The organism is Olivibacter domesticus (assembly GCF_900109575.1).
GTDB lineage: Bacteria > Bacteroidota > Bacteroidia > Sphingobacteriales > Sphingobacteriaceae > Olivibacter > Olivibacter domesticus.
In genome coordinates this window covers 204,261-228,611 of record NZ_FOAF01000002.1, presented here as the reverse complement: position 1 = coordinate 228,611, position 24,351 = coordinate 204,261, and the positions used below count along the sequence as shown (strand labels likewise).

General features: G+C 36.0%; 22 protein-coding genes. 14 read left to right on the top strand and 8 right to left on the bottom strand.

The window, feature by feature from the left end; genetic code table 11:
* Positions 1-48 precede the first annotated feature (48 nt).
* A complete protein-coding gene (locus BMY50_RS11690) occupies positions 49-564 on the bottom strand; it encodes a T9SS type A sorting domain-containing protein (protein WP_093324381.1) in 516 nt (171 codons plus the stop codon).
* Positions 565-856: 292 nt separating this feature from the next.
* Between BMY50_RS11690 and BMY50_RS11685 the strand changes: the two genes are divergently transcribed.
* Positions 857-2,803, top strand: a complete 1,947-nt coding sequence (locus BMY50_RS11685) for a KUP/HAK/KT family potassium transporter (RefSeq protein ID WP_093324378.1) — start codon at positions 857-859, stop codon at positions 2,801-2,803.
* Between the two features lie 79 nt (positions 2,804-2,882).
* Here the strand turns inward: BMY50_RS11685 and tyrS are convergent, their stop codons facing one another.
* Positions 2,883-4,169, bottom strand: a complete 1,287-nt coding sequence (tyrS, locus tag BMY50_RS11680) for a tyrosine--tRNA ligase (protein ID WP_093324375.1) — start codon at positions 4,167-4,169, stop codon at positions 2,883-2,885.
* A gap of 175 nt (positions 4,170-4,344) precedes the next feature.
* Between tyrS and BMY50_RS11675 the strand changes: the two genes are divergently transcribed.
* From BMY50_RS11675 to BMY50_RS11665, 3 genes are all read left to right on the top strand, one after another.
* Complete coding sequence (locus tag BMY50_RS11675; RefSeq protein ID WP_093324372.1) at positions 4,345-5,031, top strand: ACP phosphodiesterase; 687 nt, start codon at positions 4,345-4,347, stop codon at positions 5,029-5,031.
* A gap of 187 nt (positions 5,032-5,218) precedes the next feature.
* Positions 5,219-6,904: an amino acid permease gene (locus tag BMY50_RS11670; protein WP_093324369.1), complete on the top strand. Its 1,686-nt coding sequence runs from the start codon at positions 5,219-5,221 to the stop codon at positions 6,902-6,904.
* Between the two features lie 116 nt (positions 6,905-7,020).
* A complete protein-coding gene (locus BMY50_RS11665) occupies positions 7,021-8,379 on the top strand; it encodes an acyl-CoA dehydrogenase family protein (RefSeq protein ID WP_093324365.1) in 1,359 nt (452 codons plus the stop codon).
* Positions 8,380-8,460: 81 nt separating this feature from the next.
* Here BMY50_RS11665 and BMY50_RS11660 read toward each other — a convergent pair whose 3' ends face one another.
* A complete protein-coding gene (locus tag BMY50_RS11660) occupies positions 8,461-9,498 on the bottom strand; it encodes an acyl-CoA reductase (protein WP_238383737.1) in 1,038 nt (345 codons plus the stop codon).
* Between the two features lie 131 nt (positions 9,499-9,629).
* Here BMY50_RS11660 and BMY50_RS11655 point away from each other — a divergent pair, with 131 nt between their 5' ends.
* A complete protein-coding gene (locus BMY50_RS11655) occupies positions 9,630-9,980 on the top strand; it encodes a 4Fe-4S dicluster domain-containing protein (RefSeq protein WP_093324362.1) in 351 nt (116 codons plus the stop codon).
* Between the two features lie 48 nt (positions 9,981-10,028).
* Here BMY50_RS11655 and BMY50_RS11650 read toward each other — a convergent pair whose 3' ends face one another.
* On the bottom strand, positions 10,029-10,523 hold the full coding sequence (locus BMY50_RS11650) for a universal stress protein (protein WP_093324359.1): 495 nt from the start codon (positions 10,521-10,523) through the stop codon (positions 10,029-10,031).
* A 163-nt stretch (positions 10,524-10,686) separates the two neighbouring features.
* On the opposite strand from BMY50_RS11650, the gene BMY50_RS11645 reads away from it, so the two are divergent.
* Entirely contained in the window at positions 10,687-11,475 is a 789-nt protein-coding gene (locus BMY50_RS11645) for a C40 family peptidase (protein WP_093324356.1), read from the top strand.
* 77 nt (positions 11,476-11,552) lie between these two features.
* Here the strand turns inward: BMY50_RS11645 and BMY50_RS11640 are convergent, their stop codons facing one another.
* The 3 genes from BMY50_RS11640 to BMY50_RS11630 form a co-directional block, all read right to left on the bottom strand.
* Complete coding sequence (locus tag BMY50_RS11640) at positions 11,553-12,941, bottom strand: arginine decarboxylase (protein WP_093324353.1); 1,389 nt, start codon at positions 12,939-12,941, stop codon at positions 11,553-11,555.
* An 89-nt stretch (positions 12,942-13,030) separates the two neighbouring features.
* On the bottom strand, positions 13,031-13,948 hold the full coding sequence (gene ctlX, locus BMY50_RS11635; protein ID WP_317040838.1) for a citrulline utilization hydrolase CtlX: 918 nt from the start codon (positions 13,946-13,948) through the stop codon (positions 13,031-13,033).
* A 34-nt stretch (positions 13,949-13,982) separates the two neighbouring features.
* Entirely contained in the window at positions 13,983-15,401 is a 1,419-nt protein-coding gene (locus tag BMY50_RS11630; RefSeq protein WP_093324346.1) for an arginine deiminase family protein, read from the bottom strand.
* 174 nt (positions 15,402-15,575) lie between these two features.
* On the opposite strand from BMY50_RS11630, the gene argS reads away from it, so the two are divergent.
* The 8 genes from argS to mnhG all read left to right on the top strand — a co-directional run bounded on the left by argS (position 15,576) and on the right by mnhG (position 23,201).
* Positions 15,576-17,345 carry an arginine--tRNA ligase gene (argS, locus tag BMY50_RS11625; RefSeq protein ID WP_093324342.1) on the top strand — a complete coding sequence of 590 codons (1,770 nt, stop codon included), beginning with the start codon at positions 15,576-15,578 and terminating at the stop codon, positions 17,343-17,345.
* Positions 17,346-17,414: 69 nt separating this feature from the next.
* Complete coding sequence (gene mbhE, locus BMY50_RS11620) at positions 17,415-19,715, top strand: hydrogen gas-evolving membrane-bound hydrogenase subunit E (RefSeq protein WP_093324339.1); 2,301 nt, start codon at positions 17,415-17,417, stop codon at positions 19,713-19,715.
* Entirely contained in the window at positions 19,652-20,119 is a 468-nt protein-coding gene (locus BMY50_RS11615) for an MnhB domain-containing protein (protein ID WP_093324336.1), read from the top strand. Before mbhE ends, BMY50_RS11615 begins: the two co-directional genes overlap by 64 nt.
* Before the next feature lie 3 nt (positions 20,120-20,122).
* On the top strand, positions 20,123-20,476 hold the full coding sequence (locus tag BMY50_RS11610; protein ID WP_093324333.1) for an NADH-quinone oxidoreductase subunit K: 354 nt from the start codon (positions 20,123-20,125) through the stop codon (positions 20,474-20,476).
* A 1-nt stretch (position 20,477) separates the two neighbouring features.
* Positions 20,478-21,992 (top strand): proton-conducting transporter transmembrane domain-containing protein, encoded by a 1,515-nt coding sequence (locus BMY50_RS11605; RefSeq protein WP_093324329.1) that lies wholly within the window; start codon positions 20,478-20,480, stop codon positions 21,990-21,992.
* Positions 21,989-22,570, top strand: coding sequence for a Na+/H+ antiporter subunit E (locus BMY50_RS11600; protein WP_093324326.1), 582 nt, complete (start codon positions 21,989-21,991; stop codon positions 22,568-22,570). The genes BMY50_RS11605 and BMY50_RS11600 overlap by 4 nt, the downstream gene beginning before the upstream one ends.
* A complete protein-coding gene (locus tag BMY50_RS11595; protein WP_093324323.1) occupies positions 22,567-22,839 on the top strand; it encodes a monovalent cation/H+ antiporter complex subunit F in 273 nt (90 codons plus the stop codon). The genes BMY50_RS11600 and BMY50_RS11595 overlap by 4 nt, the downstream gene beginning before the upstream one ends.
* Positions 22,836-23,201: a monovalent cation/H(+) antiporter subunit G gene (mnhG, locus tag BMY50_RS11590; protein WP_093324320.1), complete on the top strand. Its 366-nt coding sequence runs from the start codon at positions 22,836-22,838 to the stop codon at positions 23,199-23,201. Before BMY50_RS11595 ends, mnhG begins: the two co-directional genes overlap by 4 nt.
* Before the next feature lie 10 nt (positions 23,202-23,211).
* Here the strand turns inward: mnhG and BMY50_RS11585 are convergent, their stop codons facing one another.
* Entirely contained in the window at positions 23,212-24,048 is an 837-nt protein-coding gene (locus BMY50_RS11585) for an MBL fold metallo-hydrolase (protein WP_093324316.1), read from the bottom strand.
* Between the last annotated feature and the right edge of the window lie 303 nt (positions 24,049-24,351).

Below are 24,351 nucleotides of genomic sequence, written 5' to 3'. Positions count from 1 at the left end.
ATCCACCCTATCAAAGGTGGATTTTATCAGAAAAGATTAAAAATTTTATTAAAGAACTTCAATACGCTTAACAATTGTTTCCGTTCCGGCAACAACCCTTATGAAATAAAATCCTTGGTTCAATTTATTGCCAATAGTGAAAGAATTTGTTTGTTCTCCGGCAGAGAGCCTTTGAGCTAATAGGGTAGTTACCTCATTGCCAAGAGCGTCCATAACTTTAATGGAAACATTGCTGTCTTTATTTAACTTAAAGGACAAATTGATTTGATCAGAAATTTGGTTTGGAAAAACCTTCACATTACTTAAAAGCTTTTCATTTTCACTGCCAGCTATTTTCTGTGATCCTGCTACCGGCGAAAATGGTTTAAAGCCAAAGTGAAGATTATCAAATTTATTAAATCCGTTATCCGTTATCCGGCTTTTTTTAGGGGGAGACTGCTGTTGCTTATTTGTTGTACTATCCATTTTGGAAGTATAAGTAGCCTGTACATCACTCATAGAGCAAAGTAACAAGCCAATACCTACAATGGAAGAATATATATAAGAAGAGTATTTATATACCATATGCTTTTCATTTAAAATAACCGTTTCAAAAGGCTAAGAAGTTGTTCCACATTTAATAGGACGTCGAACTATCCCAACTGTTAGCTTGACTACAAAAATATAATAAATTTACTTTTATTTTGAATAATAGACAAAAAAAGGTGTGATTTTAACAATTTTTAACAACTATTTTCGTTGCCTTTGTCACGATACACTTATCAGGTTATATAACCATACAGTATAGATACTAGAATGTACTATTTTAAATAGAAAGATTATAGCTACATTTGCCCGGTAAAAATGAAATTAAATAGTGGAAAAAACTAAAGATTTTCATAAACTAAGTGGTGCAGGACTGCTCATTAGTTTAGGAGTAATATTTGGCGATATAGGTACATCACCTTTATATGTATTCAAAGCAATTATAGGTGATAATATTATAACAACTGATTTGATTTACGGCGGCCTTTCATGCATTTTTTGGACATTAACGCTTCAAACAACCGTAAAGTATGTTCTTATAACATTGAAGGCTGATAACAAAGGTGAGGGTGGAATTTTATCGCTCTTTTCACTTGTTAAAAGAAGGGCGAAATGGCTTATATTTCCAGCCATGATTGGAGCCGCAGCGTTATTGGCCGATGGTATGATAACACCGCCTATTACCGTTTCCTCGGCCATAGAAGGCTTGAAAATTTATAATAAGGATCTACCTACGGTGCCTATTGTGATAGGTATTATTTCGCTATTGTTTATTATTCAGCGATTTGGAACCTCTGTTGTTGGAAGAGTGTTTGGACCGCTCATGTTCATATGGTTTACGATGATGGGGGTATTCGGATTTAACTATTTAGTGGAACTACCAGAAATTGTTAAAGCCATCAATCCTTATTATGCCATTCAGATACTTATAAACTATCCCAATGCCTGGTTTATTCTAGGTGCCGTATTTTTATGTACTACCGGAGCTGAGGCCTTATATTCTGATTTAGGGCATTGCGGACGATCCAATGTGCGGATTAGCTGGATATATGTAAAAATCTGCTTGCTCTTGAACTATTTCGGTCAGGGGGTTTGGTTATTTCAACATCAGGGAGCCTACTTAAATGATCAGAACCCATTTTATTTGCTAATGCCTGAATGGTTTTTAACAACGGGAATAACCATTGCAACCATCGCCGCAATTATTGCATCGCAAGCAATGATATCGGGCTCTTTTACACTTATTTCTGAGGGAGTACGTTTAAATATATGGCCGAAGGTGAAAATAAATTACCCAAGCAACCAAAAAGGACAACTATATGTCCCGTCAATTAATTTACTACTTTGGATCGGTTGCATGATCGTTATTCTGATCTTTCAAGAATCGCGTAATATGGAGGCGGCGTACGGTTTAGCAATTAATACGACGTTTTTAGCGACAACCATTTTGATAATAGCATACTTGTATAAAATACATACACCAAAATATCTCATTATTATATTCGCGATAGTTTATCTAGTTATTGAATTTGCTTTTTTAGTGGGAAACGTGGCAAAAATAGCACATGGTGGATGGCTTACCTTATTATTGGCAAGCTTTATATTTGCGGTGATGCTATGCTGGTGGTGGGCGCGAAAAATCAAGAATAATTTTGTTCGGTATGTGGATATTGAGGGATACTATCCAGTTTTAAGTGAGTTGAGTGAAGATGAGTCGGTACCTAGATTTGCTTCTCAATTAGTATATCTTACAAGTGCTAACTTTAGATCAGAAATTGAGTCAAAAATTGTTTATTCTATTCTTCAGAAAAAGCCTAAACGAGCTGATGTGTATTGGTTGGTACATGTTGATGTTACGGATGAACCCTATACCAACGAATATAAAGTAGATCATTTAATTGATGGGAAATTAATAAGAATTGATTTTAGGTTGGGATTCCGTGTTGAACAGCGAATAAGCTTGCTTTTTCGTAAGGTGGTGGAAGAGCTTGTAAAGAATAATGAAGTAGAAATCACGAGCAGATATAAAACATTGCAAAAATATAATATGGTGGGTGATTTTAGGTTTGTGGTACTTGAAAAGGTTGTTTCAAGATCTAACAACCTCAAATTTTTTGAGCGAATGGTTATGGATGTCTATAATATGCTTCATAGATTAAGCTTATCTGAAGAGCGGGGATTTGGGTTAGACTCAAGTTTCGTTACAATAGAAAGAGTTCCCTTAGTTGTCTCTGGTACGAAAGAGATCGAAATTAAACGAGTATATTGGAAAAAATAAAGGAGAAAACGATTAAATAAAAAATGAATACGCCGATAGTAAATTGAAAACTATCGGCGTATTTGTTATAAATTTCTTCTTATTGCGCGATTAGTAAAAAATAATTTTTCTTTCCTTTTTGTGCAATGATATACTTATTGTTTACAAGATCTTGCGAAGTTAAGATATGTTCAAGATTATTTACTTTAAGCTTATTTATTGAAACGCCTCCACCTTGAATCATTTTTCGTGATTCTCCTTTTGATGGAAATACAGCTGCATGTATGGATAGTAAATCTACTACATTGATCCCTTCGCGCAAAGCATCTTTTTTAACTACAAATTGGGGCACACCATCAAATACATCTAATACTTCTGCATCATCTAAATCATTCAGAAATTCTAAAGAACCACCTCCAAATAAAAAGTCTGAGGTCTTGATCGCTGTTTGAAAAGCGCTTTCCGAATGCGTTCTGATAGTAATATCTTGAGCTAAGGACTTTTGGACAATACGTAAATGGGGAGCAAGATTATGCTCTGTTATTATAGTATCAATTTCTTCTTTTGGTTTTAAGGTGAAAATTTTGATCCAATTTTTAGCGTCTTCGTCACTTGTGTTTAACCAAAATTGGTAATATTTATAGGGTGAAGTTTTTTTCGGATCCAACCAGACGGCGCCACTTTCAGTTTTTCCGAATTTTGTTCCATCGGTCTTTTTTATAAGTTGTGTTGTGATACCATAGGCGGTGCCACCTTCTTGCCTGCGAATAAATTCTGTGCCTGTAACAATATTTCCCCACTGGTCTGATCCGCCCATTTGAATCTTACACCCCTTATGTTTCCAGAGATAATAAAAATCATAACCTTGGATAAGTTGATAAGAAAATTCAGTAAAAGAAAGACCATTTTCACCTTCTAGACGTTTTTTTACGGAATCTTTAGCCATCATATAGTTAACGGTAATAAGTTTTCCGACGTCTCGTATGAAGTCTAGAAATTTAAAATCTTTAAACCAATCATAATTGTTAACTAAAATTGCCCCATTCTTCTCCGTAGCGTCAAAATCTATAAACTTCCGTAGTTGCTTTTCCAGGCAAGACACGTTATACCTAAGGGTTTCTTCGTCTAATAAATTACGTTCTGCCGACTTGAAAGAGGGGTCTCCGATCATCCCTGTAGCTCCTCCTACCAAAGCAACGGGTTTATGACCCGCTCTTTGAAAGTGAATGAGCGTCATGATTTGGGTTAAGTGACCAACATGCAGTGAATCTCCTGTTGGATCGAAGCCTATATATCCGGAAGTCATTTCTTTACTTAACTGTTCTTCTGTGCCCGGCATTATGTCCTGTAGCATGCCTCTCCAACCTAATTCTTCTACAAAATTCATTTCCTTATTTTTACGATACTATATATTTTAACGTGCAAACTTAGCATTATTTTTCTATTTATGAGCGGTTGCCAGGTAAGTCAATTGTTGTAAAATTGGCATAATAAATGTATATTCACCTACGATTACATATAAAGTAAAGACTTAATATTAGCGCTTGTAAAAAAATAACGGTATGAATTTCCTTTCACATTTCTATTTTGAAAGAAAAGCCAATGACGCGCAGCGTACCTTAGGTTCGGTGCTACCGGATCTTTTGAGAAATATGGACCGGGATATTCGTGTTTTTCCCGAAAAAGAACCGGAAAAATACCTAAAAGATGAAAAGCTGGCCAAAATTTATAAGGGCTGGATTCGCCACATAGAAACTGACAGAATTTTTCATAACAGTGTTTTTTTTATAGATAAAACGCAACAATTAAAAGCACATCTTATGCCGGTTGTTGCCAACACACAGGTGCGTGGTTCTTTTTTATCACATATTGCCCTCGAACTTTTGTTAGACCGACAGTTGCTTAAAGACAGCTGGCTACATGAAGATGATTTTTATAACCAGTTGAGCCAGATTGACAAGGAGAGTCTGAAGCTTTTTTTAAATCTTACTGGTATTGAAGATCCGTCTTCATTCATAATCTTTTTTAACAGCTTTATAACTGATAAATATTTGGGATCATACAGAAATATGACGCAAGTGGCTTATGCCCTTGATCAAATATGCAGAAGATTTTGGCCTAAAGGGCTTGGGGAGCATAAAAAAACACAACTAACCGAAGCATTGAATGATTATGAAATAGAATTAGCGCACAATTACAAGTCGATTTTTAATGAAATTTCAGATTACCTCACTAAAAAACACGCTTAAAATCAAAATACATATATCCTCTTCCAAGTAATAAAATAATTTTTTTATGTTTGGGCCTTATTTAGTCACTAGACCTGTTTAATGTAAATACAATGGCACTCTCTTCAAGATTGGTCGAGTTAAACGGTTTTGAACTTCATAAATAACTAAATTTAATAAAGAATGAAATTTATTAACTCCATACTTTATGTCAAATAAACTTTTCCGCAAAAAAACTGTTGAACAGATTCAACATGATTCTCTTCATGTAGGTGGCGGAGGCCTAGCAAAAGTACTTGGAGTAAAAGATTTGGTCTCTCTTGGCATAGCGGCTATTGTTGGTGCAGGTATTTTTAGTACCATCGGTTTGGCGAGCTATAATGGTGGTCCCGCAGTTTCCCTTTTATTTGTTTTTACTGCTATTGCATGTGTTTTTACGGCCTTGTCATATGCACAATTTGCAAGCACAGTACCTGTTTCGGGAAGTGCCTACACTTATGCTTATGTTGCTTTCGGAGAAATATTTGCGTGGGTAATTGGTTGGGCATTAATCCTTGAATATGCCGTTTCTAATATGGTGGTTGCTATCTCTTGGTCGGAGTATTTTGTCAGTATGCTTAAAGGGTTTGGTATTACTATTCCCTCATGGTTAACGACCTCTTCAGAAGCTGCCTATGAAGCCTTTAATAAATTAAATAAAGGTGGTATGGAGGTGTTAAGTACCTCGGAAAGAGCTGCTGCTATGACTTATCAGCATGCTCCTCATATCGGCGATTTTGCCTTAATCTGCAATCTACCTGCGGGGTTAATAACTTTTTTAGTAACCTGGCTCGTTTATATAGGTATCAAGGAATCGAGAACGGCAAGTAATATTATGGTTATTTTAAAAGTAAGCGTTGTATTACTAGTAATTATAGGCGGTGCTTTTTATGTAAAGCCAGACAATTGGACTCCTTTTGCTCCAAATGGTATGAAAGGTGTTTTAAGTGGGGTAGCGGCTGTTTTTTTTGCTTTTATAGGCTTCGATTCAATATCTACTACAGCAGAAGAGTGTAAGAACCCGCAAAGAGATTTGCCGCGGGCAATGATTTATTGTTTACTAATATGCACAATACTATATGTTGCCATCACACTCGTACTTACGGGAATGGTTAACTATAAAGAACTAAATGTAAATGATCCTTTGGCTTTCGTTTTCCAATCTACGGGATTGGACTTTATGGCAGGTGTTATATCTGTTAGCTCTGTTATTGCCATAACAAGCGCTTTATTAGTTTTTCAACTTGGGCAGCCACGTATTTGGATGACGATGAGTAGAGATGGATTATTATGGCCGAAATTTTCCAAAATACATCCAAAATATAAAACACCTGCTTTTGCTACTATCATCGCTGGAGTAGTAGTTACAATTCCCGCTCTTTTTTTTAAAATGGATTTTTTTGTGGATTTAACAAGTGTAGGAACATTTTTTGCGTTTATATTAGTATGTGGAGGCGTTCTATACCTAGATCACAAAGGTATTTCCAAGCAATCTAAATTTCGCGTACCATATGTAAATGGTAAATTTCTTGTTGGCATTGCTTTAATAATAACTTTGTTAGGTCTATACGTTTATGGCGATGCAGTTTTGAATGAATGGACGTCTCTTTCCTTCGCAGATATCGTCAAACATAAATCACTGACAATCATTTTTTGGCTTACTTGGATCGTTTTGGCTATTGCCAGTTATAAATTTAATTTTTCTACACTACCTATAGCAGGTATTCTTGTAAATTTATATTTAATGACCGAGCTAGGTGCAAGCAATTGGATTATTTTTGCGATTTGGCTAATCGTTGGATTAATTATCTATTTCCTCTATGGATATAAAAAATCGCGATTAAATATGAAATAAACTAGAAGTCTAATTCGACACCTAGTGGTGATTTGAAGACCTACGTTAATTAAGGAAAACATATATAGGCAAACCCTTTTGCCAGTTTATTGTTAGTACGTTAGAATAAACAAAATATGCCAAACACATTCACAAAAATAAAACAAGTCATAGGGCTGTTAAAACATATTGATTTTGACCAATTGACAAAAATTTCTCAAAAGGTTGACCTTGCAAAAATAATGGATGGGTTTTCAAAACTTGATGATAACCAGCTTAAGGGACTGATGAAGATGATGGAGGGCAAGGGGAAGAAACGAGAATTGCCGCCAATAAACGCAGATTTTTATGAGTTAAGTGAACGCTTAAATACTGAAGACAGAGCCTTACAGTTGAAGGTCAGAGAATTTATGGAGAAAGAGGTGAAACCTTTGGTAAACAGGTATTGGCTGCATGATGAATTTCCATTTGAATTAATTCCGAAATTTGGAGAGCTCGGTTTAGCAGGAATTACCTATGAAGGATACGGATGTCCAAATAGATCCTTTTTAATGGAAGGGATATTAGCTATGGAAATGGCTAGGGTAGATGCGTCGATCGCGACCTTTTTTGGTGTACAAAGTGGCCTATCTATGGGGTCGATATATCTGTGCGGATCTGAGGAGCAGAAGCAAGAGTGGTTGCCCCAAATGAATAAAATGGAAAAGATTGGAGCCTTTGGCTTAACTGAACCTGAAGTTGGGTCTGGAGCAGCCGGCGGATTAACCACTACATGCAAAAAAACTGAAACTGGTTGGGTGCTCAACGGACAAAAGAAATGGATTGGTAATGCAACTTTTGCAGATTTAATTATTATTTGGGCAAGAGATATCGACGATGGTGAAGTAAAAGGGTTTATTTTGCGAAAAGGTACTCCAGGATTTGAAGTGGAAAAGATAAAGGGTAAAATGGCCTTAAGGATTGTTCAGAATGGGTTAATTACCTTAAAGGATTGTGTTATTGACGAAAAAGATCGGATGCCTTTGGCTAATTCATTTAAAGATACCGCGAATGTTTTACGGATGACACGGGCTGGTGTTGCTTGGATGGCCGTTGGTTGTGCTAGAGGCGCCTACGAAAGTGCATTAGATTATACACGTAAAAGAAAACAATTCGGAAAGCCTATTGCTTCATTTCAGTTGATTCAAAATCATTTAGTGGAAATGCTTTCTAATTTAACAGCGATGCAAACCTTAGTTTTCCGTCTATCTGAAATACAGGATGCTGGTGAGCTTAAGGATGAACATGCCTCATTAGCGAAAGTTTTCTGTTCACTAAGGACAAGGGATATTGTGAGCCAAGCAAGAGAAGTAATGGGGGGGAATGGCATATTACTGGAACATGATGTCGCCCGTTTTGTTGCAGATGCAGAGGCAATTTATTCATATGAAGGGACAAAAGAAATCAACTCCTTAATTGTAGGTAGAGCAATAACTGGCATGAGCGCTTTTGTGTAATGCCTGCTGTATAACGCGGAATCATGCTTAGGTAGTATTGTGCTTTCGCCCTTAATCGTTAAATGATTAGCGCTTATGTACCTATTTATTTCTCACCAAAAATTCCAAGGTATTTACACGATCAGCATAGTCATCTAATGCCGGTTGTTGACTTTGACCCAGGGGGAAGCATGGAGCTGAGGTAGCTATTTGTTTATTGCTTACAATGCATTGGATTTGCTCCTCTTGTTCGTTCAAATGATCTATCAATGTACTCAGATTCTGATAGTTTTCGTAATAAGCTACCGCGAGAGGGGAAGCAATGCGCTCATCTTCCTTCAGCAGTAGAAAACCGTTATCCAAGTGTTTTTCGCCATTTACTAAATATATAGACTTATTATAGTCGTAATTATTGTTGTATTTATGGTGATCGATTATGTACTTAAAGGGCTCAATGGCTTCAAAAAAACTGCTATACGGATAATCTTTCGGAAAATATATTTTAGAGACATTCCTACAACCTAATCCAAAATAATCAAAGAGGTCATGTCCTAATTGCGCTAATTCAAGTTGACTTTCATCTCCATGAATGACCGCCACGCTGTTTCTGTTTTTTCTGATAACATGGGGAACATTTTTAAAATAATATTCGAAATAACGTGAGGTATTATTGCTTCCAGTAGCTATAATGCTGTCAAAGTTTTTTATTCTTTCGGTGTAACTTATATAGGCAGCAAAAGCTGGTTCAATTTTAACTAGCTCGGTTAATAAATGGGGGATAATAATTTTATCGTCCGATGATAACTTAATTTGTACCTTATAGCCGGAAATAAGTGCAGAAAGAATGTCATGAAATCCAACTAAAGGAATATTGCCTGCTAGCACCAACCCTAACACTTTATCCGTCGGTGGATTAATTGCCGGGAGAAAGGGTTCAATCCAACTGGAAAGTCCTTCGAATGTCATATTATGAGCAATTGCTTTAAGGGCTGCCTTAATATAAGTGGGAGTAAACCAACTGTTATAGTTGCTTGCTACCTGAATAAGTTGTTCAATATCTTGAGAATCATTTCTTATATAGGCTCCGAGGGCGCTAAAGGCGATTATGCGTTGATCGCTTGTCAAATTATTTTTGCTCAAACCAGAAAGATATTAAAATGTTATATTTGCATCGATTTACTATAATTTTTGCTGAAAAACTACTAAATTTGTAGATAATACAGAAAGAATTATTTGCAAAAATAAGGTATAAACGGATTTTTAAGAAGATAATGGCAATTAAAATTACAGACGAGTGCATTAATTGTGGAGCATGTGAACCTGAATGCCCAAACAACGCTATTTATGATGCGGGTATGGCGTGGCGTTTTTCTGATGGAACGGAGCTTAGCGGCGTAATTGATTTTGGCGACGGAGCGACGTTAAACGCAGATGAAGCTCAAGAAGCTATATCTGACGAAATATATTATATTGTTTCTGATAAATGTACAGAGTGCGTGGGATTTCACGATGAACCTCAATGTGCAGCGGTATGTCCTGTAGACTGTTGTGTGGATGATGAGGATGTGAGAGAAACTCAGGAAGAACTTCTTGCTAAAAAGGCATGGCTACATGCTGAGTAAATTAAAGGGAGTTAAACGTTTGGTATCAAACGTTTAACTCCCTTTAATTTATTGATGTTCCTCATCTTTATATGGAACAATAATTACAGGGCAAATAGCATGGCGGGCTACGCCTTCTGATACACTTCCCGAAATAAAATGATCAAAACCGGTTCTGCCGTGTGTTCCAAGAACAATTAAATCTGCTTGCCATTCGCTGGCAGCATTTATTATTTCCTGCCTTGGTTGTCCCAGTTTACTAATAGTTGTGACACCGTCTCCTGTCCCAGTCCACATAGAAGAAAGTCTATTCAATAGGTCTTCAGAAGCTTGTTCCTGAACTTCGTTTATTTCTGGTATATAAACAGGATTAACTCCCATGATTGGATCGACTGCTCCATAAGCGCTTGTAGTAGGGGGATCTATGACATGCACAAGCGCTACTTGGCACCCTAGGGCTTGCGCCAGGTGATAGCCATACCTTACAGCTTTCTCCGAATATTTACTGTCTTCAACAGCTATTAGAATTCGTTGAGTTTTTATAGTTAATGTTGAATCTGTCATGGTCAATGTAATTAGATTGTAATGATAACAATTGTTATACAATTTAGTTTGAATACCTGACAAAGTAGATATATTTCAGTCGTTCAATTAATACAATCAGTCGACACTATTAAAATAGCCTATAAATAAGTTATCTTTGTGAAAGGTTTACATTTAGTTTATCATGGTGTACGGAATTTGTAATCTACCAGTTATTCCGGTAAGGGCTGGTATTGGTCATAAAAGTGAAATGTTAACTCAATTGCTTTTTGGAGAAACTTTTGAAGTATTAAGAAAAGATGGAGAATATTTATATATAAAGATAGCCTACGATGACTATGAAGGCTGGATAGATGCACGACAGCAAATAGAGATCGACGCTGAGTCTTTCAATTTACTTAAAACAGAAATACAACATATTGCCGATTTATCTACTCACGCAATGCTGTTAAAGTTAGGCAAGGAAGAAAGTTTACATTTGCTTCCAGGAAGTACTTTACCCTTTTTGGAAGATGACAGCTTTAGTATCAATTCTACCGATTACCTTTTTCTTGGTCTATCTAGGGAGCCTGATAAAGATAGTTTTTTGTTAGATGTAGAAGAAGTTACACGATTTTATTTAAATGCTCCTTATCTTTGGGGTGGCCGATCGGTATTTGGTATTGATTGTTCGGGACTTGTACAAATTGTTTTCAAACATTTCGGATACCCTATAAAACGGGACGCATGGCAACAGGCAGAACAAGGTAAAGCTATCGATTTTCTACAAGAGGCTCAACCTGGGGATGTCGCTTTTTTTGATGATGAAGAAGGGCGCATAACTCATGTAGGTATTATAATAAACCATGAAGAAATCATACATGCTTCTGGAAGAGTAAAGATTGATCAGATTGATAGTACTGGGATTTACTCGAAGGAGGCGGGAAAATACACACATAAATTACGCATTATAAAGCGATTTATTACCACGTAACGAAATCCAAACTCCTTATGGTGGGTCTTACAGGTTATTTATAGCAGTTGAATAACCTGTAAGAATATACAAAATTATTAATAACCTAATATCTTTAGTACCTGCTTAGAATTCTGTTCCTCTCCAAAAACCTCAAAATTGAAGGTCTCATCTCTGTTTCTTCTGATGATTACATGTTTCGGTGAGGGTAATAAGCAATGGTGTATGCCGCCGTAGCCACTCAATACTTCTTGATAAGCACCTGTATGAAAAAAACCAAGGTATTGCACTTTTCTCGTTTTCGGCATAAAAACATTATTCATATGTGCTTCTTGATTATAATAATCTTGCCCATCACATGTTATGCCTCCAAGATTCACCCTTTCATATTCTGAATCCCAATTATTAATTGGTAATAGTATATACTTTTGATTCAATGCCCATACATCGGGTAAATTTGTTATGAATGAACCGTCTAGCATTAACCATTTTTCGCGATCGTTTTGCTGTTTCCTCCCCAAAACCTTGTAAAGGATGCCTGAGGCTTCAGCAACCGTATATTTACCGAATTCTGTAATAATATCGGGTTCCATTACCTCATGTTGAGCACAAATTTGTTTAATACGGTTGACAATTTCATTCACCATATACTCATAGTCGAAGTCGTGCACCAATGAGTCTTTGAACGGCATTCCGCCACCAATATCAAGTGTGTCTAAATCTGGATTGATCTTCTTGAACTTGCAATATAGCGTCACATATTTTTCCAGCTCATTCCAGTAATAAGGTGTATCGGAAATACCAGAATTAATGAAGAAATGAAGTAGTTTAACTTTAAAATTAGGATTATGTACAATTTTCGTGTTATAGAAGTCTATCACATCTTCCATTCTTACGCCAAGTCGTGATGTATAGAATTGTGAGTCGGGTTGCTCTTCTGCAGCTATGCGGATACCTAAGTTGCAAGGAGTATCTAGTTCCACCTCATCATCGTACAAATTAAATTCTTCCTTATTATCTAAAACGGGAATGATATTCTGAAACCCATCATGTAGCATGTCTATGATGTACTGCTTGTATTGAAAAGTTTTGAATCCATTGCATATTACCGTTATATCTTTTGAAACTACTCCTTTTTTCTCTAGCGCATCTATCATAGGCATATCGAAAGCTGATGAAGTTTCTAAATGAATGTCATTTTTTAAAGCTTCTTCAACTATATGTCTGAAATGGGAGCTCTTTGTACAGTAGCAATATTTATATGAACCTCTATAATTATTTTTTAAAATAGCAGTTTGGAACAATATTTTAGCTTGCTGAATTTTCTTACTGATAATTGGGAGATAGGTAAATCTTAAGGGAGTGCCATAAGTCTCTATCATCTCCATCAAATTTAAATCATGAAAATATAATTCGTCATCTATGATGTCAAATCCGTCTTGCGGAAAGCCAACACTTAAGTCAAGAAATTCCTGATAGCTTTGCATTTATCTTAATTAAAAATTTTTGCAAAAATGTGATTTTAAATCGATATATGATACTAGAGTTTTATAAAAATGATGTAAAGAAATTGAATTTATTGGGTATGTGTACTTCCTGGGGTATTGTTGAGAGAAAGAAAAATTTCTGCAATCATGCAACGAGCGCTTCCGCCTCCATTTTTTTCTATAATATCTAAAGGGGTATAAATAATTTTTGCTTGTTTTGATAAGCATGATATTTGTGCCTTATTGAGTGATAAATATGCTTGTTCAGACATAACTAACAGATTTTCATTCGATTTGTTTGTGATTTCTATCATGTTACCAGCAAAATGTAGCATTTGCTGTAAAGAGATCTCTACAATCTCTTTCTTGTTTTTTTTAAATGACTTTATGATTTCAAGGCGTTCGTTTTTGCTTTTTATAGCCTCACTGCATATTACAACAAATTTATCTGCCATGCACATCATTACATTTGTATGATATATAGCATGATCGGAAGCATCTACTGCCTCAAAAATTATCGGTAAATAATTCATCTCTTTGCAGAATGCGTAAAGAGGTTCCCTATCGCTTCTCGGTGATAAACACATATAAGCAATTTTGTTTTCTCTATCAAGCACCATGCTGCCGGTACCTTCCAAAAAGAGGTTCGACTTCTCGTAGTAACTTAAATCGACTGTTCGCTGTATATGATATTTTCTAGATAATACTTCTAAAATGTCAGAACGTCTTTCTGTTCGTCTATTTTCTGCAAACATTGGATAAAGTATGACTGTCCCATCTTCATGAAAAGAAATCCAGTTGTTGGGAAACAATGCGTCTGGGGTAGAAGGTTGTTGTGTATCCTCAAATAGGTTAACCTCTACCTCATTTTCTCTTAATAAATCGATAAAATCATTGAACTGTTTAAGCGCTTGGTTTTGCACTTCCGTTGTCGATGAAATTTGCTGAAATTTATTGTTAACGGCCGTTTCCTCATTATACCTGAAGCCTACAGGCCTTATCATCATTATATTATTTGTAGGAATCATCACATTGATCGTATTAATCGATATTATCCCTCAGTAAGGGTAAGCTCATACAGTGAAAACCACCACGGGCCCTAGACAACTCTGCAGAAGGAAGTAATATAAGTGTATCTTTTATTTCTTGAACATTCAACTGATCTGTTTCAATTGCCTCCAGGATCTCTGCAACTTTCTTTACTTCAAAACCTTTGTCTAAAAATGCTTTAATGGTTTTGTCGTTTCTGTCGTATCCTAACACTACACCTTCTTTTAATGCCAAAAGATTGCATGAATCAGTCCATTGTTCGCGCGAATCATATGGAAAAACATTGTTGCCACTGTAAATAAACTGTGTTTCCTCCTTACTCTGCAAATCATTTTTGCTCACATCATTGAGGAGTTCTTCTAATGAGGAGAAACGTTTTGGCGTGCGTTGTTGGTCGCGATAGAATTGTATGATTTCTGTTGTTTGCTGCTCGGGTGGTGTGAAAAAACTAACAGGCTCATGCACATCTGTTTGTAGTTGTTTTGCAACAGAAGATAAAATGACCCATACGTTCCGTTTTACCTGTGTAAAGATTGTATCTATATGCATGAAATCCCGTTTACTCGGTATTTTTATAACGCTTACCTTTTCTACCACTTTATATTTGAATAGTAATTTGATTGCTTCATTTGCACCATAAGGAGAGGTTCGTTCGCTACATCCTATCAATACGTGGTTGTTATTTACGATCATGATATCACCGCCTTCTAGTGTAGCACGTTGCTCTTCGTCTTCACCTGGGCGTAGAAAATGCTGAATGGGATCGGGGATCTCTAATATATTCTGTTGATATGTTGTAAAAAGAGGATGATTAAAGAAAATATAACGCATAATAAGGCTTTCACGGCTTCTGGCCTTTTTCGCAGGTTTGTTCAGCAAGAGATGATTATTTATAACAACACCTAAATCACGTGTAAAAATTAGGTTCGGAATAGGAGCAAAAATCATGTGTTCGTCGTCAAACGAGCCAGAAAGAATTATCTTTGCTAATTTAATAGGTTCCTTTTCAGTTAATTGCTGCTGTAATCGGTAATTGCATCCTTCAATTGCGCAAACAGCTGCTACAAGGTTGTTCTTTATGATGGAATTTTCTAAAATGTTAGCTAGAAGTGATTGGATTTCAATAACATTATCTGAGTGATGAAATTGGACGTGATCTGGCTTAAAAAAGCAACGATTGTTCTTCTCTGCTTCTATATCAGATAATTTACCTTTAATTTTTACCGGATCTAAAAAATACATTAGTAATTTAATATAATAATCATATTCATCTTTTCGTAAGGTGCTTAGATGTACTATGTCTTCAAAGAGCCAATCCTGTGCCTTAGATGGTACTACTTGTCCGAGCCCGCTATCTGGACTATGTATCAGTACTTTTCGGAGTGTTCCAATTTCTGAATTGACGTTCATGGTGAATTTTATGCTAATAAGGTTTATCTTTAATATTAACCAGACTGCTTTGATCCATATAACAGAAGTTTATGGTGGTTTTTTACGTTAATGGGCCTGATAATCTAGTTGTCTTGCAAATTAGGTTTTATTTTCAGAAAAAAAAATTCCAATATTTTATCTAAGTTTGACCCCATGAATTTTATCGTAACGCTAACGCTACAAGCAATAAAAAAAATATATGGAGAAGAAATTCCCGAAAGTACAGTAACCTTACAAGAAACACGAAAAGAGTTTGATGGACAGGTCACTATAGTAACATTTCCTTTTACTAGATTTTCTAAAAAGTCGCCAGAACAAACGGGTGCCGACATTGGCGAATACTTAGTTGCAAATTCAGTCGATATAGAAGCCTATAATGTAATAAAGGGCTTCTTAAATATTAGTTTAACGGATGTTTTTTGGCTAGATCAACTAGATAAGCAAATCCTTAAAAAGGATGTTGGCGTTCTTCGGAGAAACGGACGGAAAGTAATGGTAGAGTATTCATCTCCAAATACAAACAAACCCTTACATTTAGGACATGTTCGAAATAATCTCTTGGGATATGCAGTTGCCGAGCTATTAAACGCAGCGGGTTATGATGTTGTTAAAACTAACTTAGTTAATGACAGGGGAATACATATTTGCAAATCAATGCTGGCTTGGCAGAAATTTGGCAATGGGGAAACTCCAAGTTCTAGTGGTCTGAAAGGGGATAAACTCGTAGGCAATTACTACGTACGCTTTGATCAGGAATATAAAAAGGAGATAGCATCCTTAATGGAGAAAGGTAGGTCGGAGGAGGAGGCGAAAAGAGAGGCACCATTAATGATGGAGGCACAAACGATGCTTCGGAAGTGGGAAGCGGGAGATACCGATGTTATCAAACTTTGGGAGATGATGAATGAGTGGGTGTACGATGGATTTGAGAAGACCTATAAAAAAATGGGTGTTAACTTTGATAAAATCTATTACGAGTCTAATACCTATTTACTTGGCAAAGATATTATCGAGGAAGGAATATCGAAAGGGGTATTTTTTAAGAAGGACGATAATTCGGTTTGGATTGATTTGACAGGAGAAGGGCTTGACGAGAAATTAGTGTTACGCGGAGATGGAACTTCTGTTTATATAACACAAGATTTAGGTACTGCTCAGTTAAAATATAATGATTATCACATGGATAATTCTATTTATGTGGTAGGGAACGAGCAAGATTACCATTTTAAAGTACTGTTTTTAATTTTAAAGAAGCTCGGAAAATCGTGGGCTGAAGGATTGTATCACTTATCATATGGGATGGTAGATTTACCTTCAGGAAAAATGAAATCTAGAGAGGGTACTGTTGTTGACGCAGATGATTTAATGGCTGATATGATAGATACAGCCAGAAATCGGACAGAGGAACTGGGAAAAGTAGAAGGCTTTTCGGGTCCTGAAAAAGAGGCTTTATATGAAATGATAGGTTTAGGAGCATTAAAATACTTTCTCTTAAAAGTAGAACCAAAAAAACGTTTGCTTTTTGATCCTAACGAGTCTATTGATTTTCAGGGTCACACCGGGCCATTTATTCAGTATACACACGCCCGTATAAAATCAGTTCTGACAAAAGGTGGGTATAAAGCCGAAATAATTAAAGCGAAACCAGCTATTTTGGAAAATACAGAGCGCGATCTTATTAAGGAAATAGTTAAGTTCGACGATATGGTAGCAAGCGCAGCAGAGAACTATAGTCCTTCGTTAATTGCCAATTACGTATATGAGCTCTCAAAGCTTTATAATAAATTTTACCATGAGGTCTCTATTATTAAGGTAGAAGATATTCAACTGAAAAACTTTAGACTTAATTTATCTGCTGCGACAGCTCAGGTAATAGCAAGGGGAATGAAGCTACTAGGTATAGACGTACCCGAACGTATGTAGGGTTATTTTATATTAAGGACTAACAAAAACGTACTTTAGCTGTTGTAAGTTTAGTCCTTAATATATTCTATGACAATAATTTTATTAATAACCTTTCTTTTAAGTTTTTTTCCTTTATTTTTCTATCACTTTCAACCTAAAGTTGTAGGTTTCGTTAGTGCGCTCATCTTATTTGGCGTTTTTCTTTTCTTTACAGCTTTCATGCATCCAATACTAGAAGGTAAGAATATTGTGCAAGAAACTGAATGGGTACCTTCCCTGAAAATTAATCTTCGGTTTCATTTGGACGGTTTAAGTCTTTTTTTTGCATTACTGATTAGTCTTTTCGGTTCACTTATATTGTTGTATTCAACGGTATATATGCATGGGAAGGCAAAGGTTAATCGCTTTCTTTTTTACCTCTTGCTTTTTACGGCCTCTATGTTAGGGGTGGTGCTATCAGATAACGTCTTTTTACTTTATGTATTTTGGGAGTTAACAAGTGTAAGTTCTTATCTGTTAATTAGTTTTGATAATAATAAAAAGAAATCTAGAGATGCGGGGATGCAGGCACTGCTGGTTACAAATGCTGGTGGGCTAGCTTTATTTGCGGGATTGTTTTTATTGGGAAACACTGCAGGATCTTTTAACTTATCCGTTATTCTTCAAAGTGACATCAGTTTTTTGGGAAGCTACACAGAACCTATTATACTTTTAATACTATTGGGATGTTTTGCAAAGTCGGCTCAGTTCCCATTTCACTTTTGGCTACCTAATGCTATGGCAGCGCCAACACCTGTTAGTGCCTTTCTGCACTCCGCAACCATGGTGAAGGCGGGCATTTTCTTAGCGATGCGATTAAACCCGTTATTAAATGGGGTTGGATTATGGCATTATAGCCTGCTTTTGGCAGGCGGGATAACCATGATAATTGGCGCATGGAAAGCTCTTCAGGAAAATGATCTGAAAGCTATTCTAGCTGCCATTACCATCAGCACCTTAGGATTACTTATGGCTTCAATTGGTGTGGGTAGTGTAATCGCTTTACAAGGAGCACTTATCTATTTATTTGTACACGCTTTATACAAAGGAGGACTGTTTCTTGTTGTTGGCAACATTGATAGTCAAGCGAAAACAAGGGATTTGAATAGCTTATCTGGATTGTTCAGATCTATGCCTTATACAGGTATAGCCGCTATCTTAGCATGTCTATCAATGGCCGGATTGCCCCCCTTATTAGGGTTTATAGGAAAGGAAAAATTATACTTGGCATTATTGGAAGGTGATTGGAAGGACTATTTATTCCTGACAGTTTTTCTCTTTTGCAGCGCTATATATTTTATGCTATCTGTAAGGTTATCCTATGACGTGTTTTTTGGCAAGGCAAAATCGTTAAGTAAAATAAAAGAAAGCGCTTTTTTTATGTGGTTCCCACCACTTATATTAGGCTTGCTCGGAATATTATTTGGTCTATTAGGAGTGTATGTTGAACCATTTTTTTATGAGGTATGTAATGCTATTATTGGTACTAAAGATAATGTTAAAGTTGATCTTTCTTTATGGCATGGGTTCAATAAACAGTTTTTAATGAGTATTTTAACCTGGTTAATTGGTGTGTTAGTTTATATATATCGCAATAGGTTGAAAAAAGTTGCTAATCTATTTAATTTCCTTTCATTTGAAAAAGGATATATGTTTACTTTACAGAAGGTGGGCACTATAGCCTCGTCTGTTACCTTGTTTTTTCAAAATGGTTTTTTAACAAGATACTTAAAAGTAATATTCTGCGTATTAATCATTCTTTTATTTTGGGTTTATTTGGAAGGATCACTCTTGCCCGATGCCCTTGCGTTTGATAAGGAAATTCCTTTATTAGAAGTTTATGACTTTTTTCCGATGCTTTTAATTTTTATAGGGACTGTGTTCATTATAAAGAGTTCCTCTCGTTTGAGGATACTAGTCTGTTTGAGTTTGGTAGGTTATGGTATTGCTTTTTTCTACGCTATTTTTAGTGCACCAGATGTTTCCATGACCCAATTTTTAGTTGAAACGATTACACTCGTAATTTTCACTATCATTTTAAACAGGATGCCTAAGAATGCAACGTTCCCTCTTGAGGCAAGGAAACTGCTGATCGCAGCTGTTTCGGTGTTATTCGGGATCATGATGACTTTAGTGCTTTTTAGTTTGCAGCAATATACCCCCGACCCTGCTTTAAAGAATTTTTTTCTGCGAAACAGTGCGCCGAATGGTCATGGGGAGAATGTAGTGAATGTGATGTTAGTTGATTTTAGAGCCTTCGATACCTTTGGAGAGATAGTTGTATTATGTATGACCGCTATTGGCGTGGTGGCCCTTATCCATCTAAAACAGAAGGAGGACAAGCTATGAGGACGACCATATTGCAGGTTACGATTAAAGTGCTAATTCCAGTTTTCTTATTGTATTCCCTTTATCTTTTATTCCGTGGACACGATCATCCAGGTGGAGGATTTATTGCTGCGCTGGTAATATCTATCGGTTTAATTTTCCATATGATAGCCTTTGGTGTTTCAGAAACACAGCGTGTATATAAAATTGACGCTATAAAGCTGGCTAGTATAGGATTGTTGTTGAGCTTTATGGCAGCAACAGTACCCATGTTAGTTGGCGATGGTTTCTTTCATGCCTTATGGACAGATGTAGAGATAGTAGGTATAGGTACAATTAGTTCTGTATTGGTGTTTGATATAGGCGTTTATTTCGCGGTTATTGGTGCAATTTTAAAAATTGCTTTCGCCGTTTTTAAAGAGTAATTTATGGAATTAATGATTTCAATTTTAACAGGCTTTTTGTTTGCCACGGGTTTATATCTATTGTTACATAAAAGTTTCATGAAGCTTATTGCGGGAGTCATTCTGTTCGGCAATGCATGCAATATGTTTTTATTAATAGCGGGTGGGCTTACTAGAAACCATCCTGCTTTTGTGTCAAAGTCTGCGGATGCCGTTGCTGTAGATAGTATGGCAGACCCTGTTCCGCAAGCTTTTATCTTAACAGCGATTGTTATCGGATTGGGCGTACAGGCGTTTGTAATTGTGCTATTGAAGCGCATATACCAAACAAGTCGTACAAATAATTTGGATGAACTAACGAGCACAGATCGGGTATAATATGCAAGTTACTTATTACGTGATAGGACCTCTTCTAATTTTTATGTTGTCTGGCATGTTATGTCTTTTGTTCAATAAATATGTTAAAGTACAGCGATTTATCGCGGTTGCTGGAAGCCTTTTAGCATTTGTTTTTGCTGTGATGTTGGTGTCTGTTATAGATCGTTTAGATACCGTTGTAATGCAATTAGGCGGCTGGGAGGCTCCATTTGGTATTACGCTCTTTGTAGATCGCTTGGCGGCTCTGCTGCTCTGTATAACTGCCTTATTGGCTTTAGCAGTGTCTGTATTTTCTTTTGCGGAAGATGTTTTGAGTTCTAGAAAGAAAAGAATAGGCTTTTACCCAGCATTCTTGTTTATGTTAGCCGGAATTTCGGGTGCTTTTTTAACGGGTGATTTGTTTAACCTCTATGTATGGTTCGAGGTTATGCTTATTTCTTCATTTGTATTAATTACCCTGGGAAGTAAAAAAGATCAACTACAGGGAGGAATTAAATATGTCGTTATTAATTTTGTAGCATCTTCATTTTTACTGTTGGCCATTGGCATACTTTATGGTACCACTGGCAATACTAATCTAGCGGCATTGTCAGAAAGTTTAAGAGATCCTTCGTTAAAAGCCATTACACAACTTGCAGCAGTGCTACTATTGGTTAGCTTTGGAATAAAGTCAGCACTATTTCCGTTTTATTTTTGGTTACCTTCTTCTTATCACACACCTCCAATAGCAATAACAGCCATTATTGCAGGATTATTAACAAAAGTTGGCGTTTATACACTTATTCGAACTTTTACATTGTTGTTTCCTTTACAACAACATCATTTGATTCAGCAGCTTATACTCGTTTTGTCCTGTATTACCATGATTATCGGTGTATTAGGGGCTATAAATCAACAGGATATTAGAAAAATTTTAGCATTTAATCTGATTAGTAAAATTGGTTTTATGGTGTTTGGACTGGCTGTTTATACACCTATTGCAATTTGTGGTGCTATTTTTTATATGTTACATCATATACTGGTTAAAACAAATCTTTTTTTTGTTGCTGGTATTATTGGAAAAATTGCAGGCAGTTATGAGGTAAAGAAAATTAAAGGTCTGTATGATCATTTTTCGCTTTTGTCTTTTCTTTTCATGATCCTTTCATTGACGCTAGTTGGTATTCCACCTTTTTCGGGGTTTTGGGGCAAATTTATGCTTGTAGATGCTGGACTTAAGGTTAAAGAATATCTGCCCATTTCTATTATGTTAGTTACCAGTTTGTTAACCTTATATTCGATGATGTTAATATGGAAAAAATGTTTTTTATCAGAATATGCAAAGGAAAAGCAACAATTGCCCTTGGAACGTGTTTATGTAAAAAAGCATTACCATATGTATCTTGCAAGCGTTTTTTTACTACTAATTACGCTATGGATTAGCTTCAGCCCTACATGGCTTATCGACTATACAAGAAAAGCGGCGGAGCAGGTGCTCCAACCAGCTAATTATATTAATGCAGTTTTAAAGAAATGATTATCTTATTTAGCATACATTTATTAGCAAGCATTTGCTTGTGTTATTGGATATTGGAGTTAGTTCCTTTTGTACCGGAAACTGCCGGAGGTGCTATCATCGCATTTTTTTTTAGTATTACACTGCTGTGGTTAATATGCTACCTATTTAGTAAACGTTACTTTAAACTAGTGGTTCAGATCATGTATTTGTGTAAGTATTTTGTTAAGGAATTTATACGCTCAAACATCAGATTGACGAAAGAAATCATAACCCCTAAAATTAATTTGCATCCAGCAGTTGTAAAAGTACCATTACAACTCCGTACAGATGTTGGTGTTATGGTGCTGACCAATATTTCTAATCTAACCCCGGGTACGTTGGTTGTTGGTATTTCGGATGATAGGAAGCACCTTTTTGTGCATACCATTTATTTAGAAGGGGGGACGTTAGAAACATTTAAAAAATATATGCGTGATGGTCTTGAAAAACGCTTACTGAATATTTCATCCCTTTCATTAAGTGGGGTAGAGATTCAAACATCGGGTGGTGGGGATAGTGATTCCATTACGAAAATTAAAAATTCAAATAAAAAATGACTGTTTTTTCAATCATCTTAATCTTTTCAGTTTGTCTTTTAGGCCTATCAATAGTATTGGCACTTTATAGATTCATTGTTGGGCCAAGTTTAGCTGATCGCTTGTCTGCATTGGACTTAATTTCAGCCTATTTAATAGGGCTGTTGATCATTTATGTGATGATTACTGATAAACTCATTTTCTTCGATGTTGCTCTTGTATTTTCTTTAATAGCTTTTCTAGGAGCGATATCCTTTGCATACTATCTTGTAAATCAACCAAAGAAATGAACAATCTAACATTGATTTTAACTGCGATTCTTGTACTGTTGGGATCTTTTACCATGCTTATTTCAGCAATTGGTATATTAAGGTTGCCCGACTTTTATAGTAGGTTATCTGCGGTTACAAAGAATTCCACACTCGGAGTGTTACTAATAATAATGGCTGCCGTTTTATATTTCAATAATATTGAAGTAATGTTAAAGGGCCTGGGTATTATGTTCTTTATTGCTTTAACGTCGCCAACATCCGCTTATATTATTGCGAAAGCAGCTATCCATATAAAAGTACCGTTTTGGAACAAAACAGACCTCACAGATTTCGATAACTCAGATACCGAAGAAGAAGAAGAAATAAAACCAAGAAAATAAAAAGTTGCTATCAAATATCCTGCAGCCTGAATGTTTTGTCAAGTCGAATTCCTTTTTCTGTTTGTTTGAGCGTACAGCATTCGTGAATAGGATCGTGTTCTAGAAATAAAATGTACTGTTTGTTCAGCGCCTCTTCCAGATATGTCTTTTTTTCTTTTAGCGTTTCTAAAGGAAACATATCATAAGACATCACATATGGAAGGGGAATATGGCCAACAGATGGCAATAAGTCAGCCATATATAATATCGTTTTACCTTTATAGGTTATTTGAGGTAACATCATTGCTTTAGTGTGACCATTAACATATCGAATAGCTATCCCATCGGCAAACGTTACTTGAGTCCCTTCCTCAATAAATTTTAATTTTTCACTTTCCTGGAGAGGGAATATATTCTCTTTCAAAAAGGAAGCTTTTTCTCTATCATTTGGGTGTGTGGCCCATTCCCAATGTTTTTGATTACTCCAAAAAATTGCATTTTCGAATGCTGGAACAAGATGATTTCCTTTTCTTTCAACTGCTCCGCCAACATGATCAAAATGGAGGTGGGTTAAAAGCACATCAGTAATGTCATTTTTGCTAAAACCATGTCTTGCAAGAGAATCGTCTATATTATCTCCATGGACGTGATAGTGATCAAAGAATTTGGTGTCTTGTTTATTTCCAAGCCCGGTATCAATTAGTATTAATCGTCTACCAGATTCGATTAACAATAGCCGGGTTGCCCAGGTGCAAAGATTGTTTTCGTCTGCAGGATTTGTACGTTGCCATATGCTCTTCGGAACAACGCCAAACATGGCTCCTCCGTCTAATTTAAAAAACCCTGCCTCTATCGTGTATAATTTCATGAGCAAAAAATGTATTTCTTCGAGGCTTAAGATAATAAAACTTTTCAGGCTATAAAATAGCTGGCGTATATTAAGTGATTTCTGTGCTGTGGTTATTTTTTTAGCAATAAATTATGTTTTATTTTTTTATTTTTCCATTTTTATATTGATTTATACCTTCTTTTTTAGTTGATTAATAAAAAAAATATTTCCATTTTGAATATTATATAAGTGCTTATGAATTAGCTAGATATAATGGTTTTTTAAGTGGTGTATCTTGTACAACATGTTGATTATTAGTGAGTTTTATTTGCTTTTACCCTT

Excerpts from the sequence above, each read along its gene's own strand:
- BMY50_RS11690 (WP_093324381.1), bottom strand. The coding sequence starts at position 564 with ATGGTATATAAATACTCTTCTTATATATATTCTTCCATTGTAGGTATT.
- tyrS (WP_093324375.1), bottom strand. The coding sequence starts at position 4,169 with ATGAATTTTGTAGAAGAATTAGGTTGGAGAGGCATGCTACAGGACATA.
- BMY50_RS11675 (WP_093324372.1), top strand. The coding sequence starts at position 4,345 with ATGAATTTCCTTTCACATTTCTATTTTGAAAGAAAAGCCAATGACGCG.
- BMY50_RS11670 (WP_093324369.1), top strand. The coding sequence starts at position 5,219 with ATGTCAAATAAACTTTTCCGCAAAAAAACTGTTGAACAGATTCAACAT.
- BMY50_RS11665 (WP_093324365.1), top strand. The coding sequence starts at position 7,021 with ATGCCAAACACATTCACAAAAATAAAACAAGTCATAGGGCTGTTAAAA.
- BMY50_RS11655 (WP_093324362.1), top strand. The coding sequence starts at position 9,630 with ATGGCAATTAAAATTACAGACGAGTGCATTAATTGTGGAGCATGTGAA.
- BMY50_RS11650 (WP_093324359.1), bottom strand. The coding sequence starts at position 10,523 with ATGACAGATTCAACATTAACTATAAAAACTCAACGAATTCTAATAGCT.
- BMY50_RS11645 (WP_093324356.1), top strand. The coding sequence starts at position 10,687 with ATGGTGTACGGAATTTGTAATCTACCAGTTATTCCGGTAAGGGCTGGT.
- BMY50_RS11640 (WP_093324353.1), bottom strand. The coding sequence starts at position 12,941 with ATGCAAAGCTATCAGGAATTTCTTGACTTAAGTGTTGGCTTTCCGCAA.
- ctlX (WP_317040838.1), bottom strand. The coding sequence starts at position 13,948 with ATGATGATAAGGCCTGTAGGCTTCAGGTATAATGAGGAAACGGCCGTT.
- BMY50_RS11630 (WP_093324346.1), bottom strand. The coding sequence starts at position 15,401 with ATGAACGTCAATTCAGAAATTGGAACACTCCGAAAAGTACTGATACAT.
- argS (WP_093324342.1), top strand. The coding sequence starts at position 15,576 with ATGAATTTTATCGTAACGCTAACGCTACAAGCAATAAAAAAAATATAT.
- mbhE (WP_093324339.1), top strand. The coding sequence starts at position 17,415 with ATGACAATAATTTTATTAATAACCTTTCTTTTAAGTTTTTTTCCTTTA.
- BMY50_RS11615 (WP_093324336.1), top strand. The coding sequence starts at position 19,652 with ATGTATGACCGCTATTGGCGTGGTGGCCCTTATCCATCTAAAACAGAA.
- BMY50_RS11610 (WP_093324333.1), top strand. The coding sequence starts at position 20,123 with ATGGAATTAATGATTTCAATTTTAACAGGCTTTTTGTTTGCCACGGGT.
- BMY50_RS11605 (WP_093324329.1), top strand. The coding sequence starts at position 20,478 with ATGCAAGTTACTTATTACGTGATAGGACCTCTTCTAATTTTTATGTTG.
- BMY50_RS11600 (WP_093324326.1), top strand. The coding sequence starts at position 21,989 with ATGATTATCTTATTTAGCATACATTTATTAGCAAGCATTTGCTTGTGT.
- BMY50_RS11595 (WP_093324323.1), top strand. The coding sequence starts at position 22,567 with ATGACTGTTTTTTCAATCATCTTAATCTTTTCAGTTTGTCTTTTAGGC.
- mnhG (WP_093324320.1), top strand. The coding sequence starts at position 22,836 with ATGAACAATCTAACATTGATTTTAACTGCGATTCTTGTACTGTTGGGA.
- BMY50_RS11585 (WP_093324316.1), bottom strand. The coding sequence starts at position 24,048 with ATGAAATTATACACGATAGAGGCAGGGTTTTTTAAATTAGACGGAGGA.